This is a genomic window from Staphylococcus pettenkoferi (assembly GCF_002902685.1).
Classification (GTDB): Bacteria; Bacillota; Bacilli; order Staphylococcales; family Staphylococcaceae; genus Staphylococcus; species Staphylococcus pettenkoferi.
The window spans coordinates 1-2,334 of record NZ_PPRN01000084.1 but is presented as its reverse complement, the minus strand read 5'-3'; the positions used below and the strand labels follow the sequence as shown (position 1 = coordinate 2,334).

Sequence of the window (2,334 nt, the reverse complement as noted above, 5' to 3'; positions counted from 1 at the left end):
TTGTTAAATTGTTTATATCTGAAATAGTTCATACAGAAGACTCCTTTTTGTTAAAATTATACTATAAATTCAGCTTTGCAACAGAACCCTTTAACAATATACCCCGTAAATGATTCTCCATTATTTAAAACAACTTTTACCTTTTTATGATCAAAGAAAGCATACGCTTGTTTTGGATAATCATAGTTTTTGTAATGTTTTAGCCTCGCTTTTTGTTTATTATTCATCATTTTATCCCCCCTTTATATTAAGAATTTAATAATTGTCCTTTCTTTGCTATATTGCTAGCAGCTACAATATCATTGTTTTGATGTATGAATCCACATTTTGTACACTTAAACTTATTTTTATTAGTTCTGTTGTACTGATTTCTATCATGGCATATTGGACATTCAATAGACGTGAAACTTTCATCAACGATCAGTATTTCGTCATTTTCATTTTTTCGCTGCTTAATCGCAAAATAAGTCAAGTCAAATACCAAACTAGGAAAAGATAAATGGCTTGAACCATGATCACCTAATGCAAAGACGGTTTGAAAACGATTGGACGTTTGTTCTAACATTTCGTTAACTACTTGATTGATATGGCTTTTAAGTCCTGTTTTCAGTTTAGAATAAGCTTCGCTATTATCATATTGCTTATTAGCAATACGTCTCTCGTATTTTCTAAAAAGATGGAAGAGCGTGTTATGTTTATCGACAAAAACAAAAAATCGATCTATATTTGAAGTTGTTAAATAATGGTATTTACCTAAATCGATACCAATAATATGAGCTTTTTCTTGTTTTATATAATCGTTAATCGCTTTGATATGCTTATATTTACAGTTTTCTAGCTTTTCTGGAAAACGTTTATAATAGCTTAAATACCAATTCGGAACTTGAATGACCCTCATATCCTCTTTTGTCATGTGTGGTAAAAAACTTTTAACTAACGAAAAATTCATCGCCTATCATTCCCCTTTTTTCTTGTATTTTATGTTTTAAATACGTTGAGTGGACTGTTTTCAAAGTTTTTTCTACGCATATTCGTTGAGCGCATTTCTTCTAATTCGGACAAAATAGAGCGCATTAAATATCCTTGCATAGCTTCAACAGTTTCTTGTTTTTTAACCATTATACCTTTGAATCTTTTAAGTACTGTAAATAATTCATCATCCATATCTTCAAGCATATACACTTCACCATACATATCATTAAACGAACGCTTAGCTTTTAAAATAACTGATTTAATGATTTGTATTTCTTTAGCACTAAAGTTATTCATATATCTCTTTGTATCTTCGGGCATTTCCTGAAGTTCTAAATGTTTTAAAGCTTCTTCATCGGATTGTTGTTGTAAATGATTCGTATGATTTGGATGATTAGGTTTTGTAGCTTCTACATTTTCTTCTCTTACATCATTCATATCATTCGTATCACTAGAATCAGTATTACTAATATCAGTGTCATTAAGTTCAGTATCATTAGTGTGCGATTTTCGCATTTCTTGTTGTGCGATTTCAGCATTTCTAGAAATGCGATTTTCGCAATTCTTGAAATGCGAAAATCGCATTTCAGTGTCATGACAAGTCTCATCAATGTTTTCTTCTTGTTTTTTGATTTCATAAACGTCTTCTTTAGTAACTTCAGGATTCATTAAATATAATTTATTAGGTCGTCCTTGCCCACATCTTACTTGTTCTAAAAGATTATTTTTTGATAACTCTTTTTTAATTTTTGTTAATTTACCATCATGACAATTTAATATAGCTTTAAGTTTTTCATTTGTGAAAATGAAAAATATATCGCCATTATCATCAAACCAATTGTTCTTTATTGATAATTCTAATCTGTCTTTTAACAAAGCGTACGCAATTTTAGCATCATTACTTAATTGCATATATTTCTCATTAGTAAAAAACACTTTTGGCAGTTGATAAAATTTTTCTCTATATTGTTGTTGGATATTAAATCTTTCTTCAGTCATAATAAAAAACCTCTTTCCGTATTTTGATTTGGTAAGAGGTAATAAAACGCTTTTATATATATTTGTGTTTATTTACTAGTTTCAATACTTGCACTAAGTAACAATTCAGTATATAATACAGGTATCAAAACATTGTAGATAAATAAACGTGGGGAACGTTTTATTACCAAACATTTAAGGGCAACTACGACCAATAGTTGCTCTTTTTATTTTGTTATAAATTAATAATAACACTTATATACCTATAGAAACAATTTATTTTGTAACTTTTTATGAGTAACATGTTACATGTAACAAACAACACAAAGAATATATAAGAATGAATTAAGAACAACGAGATTATGTATAAGTTGAAAGAAACAA

Annotated in this window: 3 protein-coding genes; all 3 read right to left on the bottom strand. The window is 28.6% G+C overall.

Annotation, left to right across the window (positions count from 1 at the left end; translation table 11 throughout):
- Positions 1 to 56: 56 nt before the first annotated feature.
- From CD126_RS12200 to CD126_RS11605, 3 genes are read right to left on the bottom strand one after another with little or no spacing between them, the layout of a single operon-like run.
- A complete protein-coding gene (locus CD126_RS12200) occupies positions 57 to 227 on the bottom strand; it encodes a hypothetical protein (protein ID WP_169931285.1) in 171 nt (56 codons plus the stop codon).
- Positions 228 to 247: 20 nt separating this feature from the next.
- Entirely contained in the window at positions 248 to 949 is a 702-nt protein-coding gene (locus tag CD126_RS11610; RefSeq protein ID WP_103370516.1) for a zinc ribbon domain-containing protein, read from the bottom strand.
- A gap of 29 nt (positions 950 to 978) precedes the next feature.
- Complete coding sequence (locus CD126_RS11605; RefSeq protein ID WP_002471380.1) at positions 979 to 1,971, bottom strand: replication initiator protein A; 993 nt, start codon at positions 1,969 to 1,971, stop codon at positions 979 to 981.
- Positions 1,972 to 2,334 lie beyond the last annotated feature (363 nt).

What these genes read in the sequence shown, in the direction of transcription:
- CD126_RS12200 (WP_169931285.1), bottom strand. Translation starts at nt 227, where the DNA reads ATGAATAATAAACAAAAAGCGAGGCTAAAACATTACAAAAACTATGAT.
- CD126_RS11610 (WP_103370516.1), bottom strand. Translation starts at nt 949, where the DNA reads ATGAATTTTTCGTTAGTTAAAAGTTTTTTACCACACATGACAAAAGAG.
- CD126_RS11605 (WP_002471380.1), bottom strand. Translation starts at nt 1,971, where the DNA reads ATGACTGAAGAAAGATTTAATATCCAACAACAATATAGAGAAAAATTT.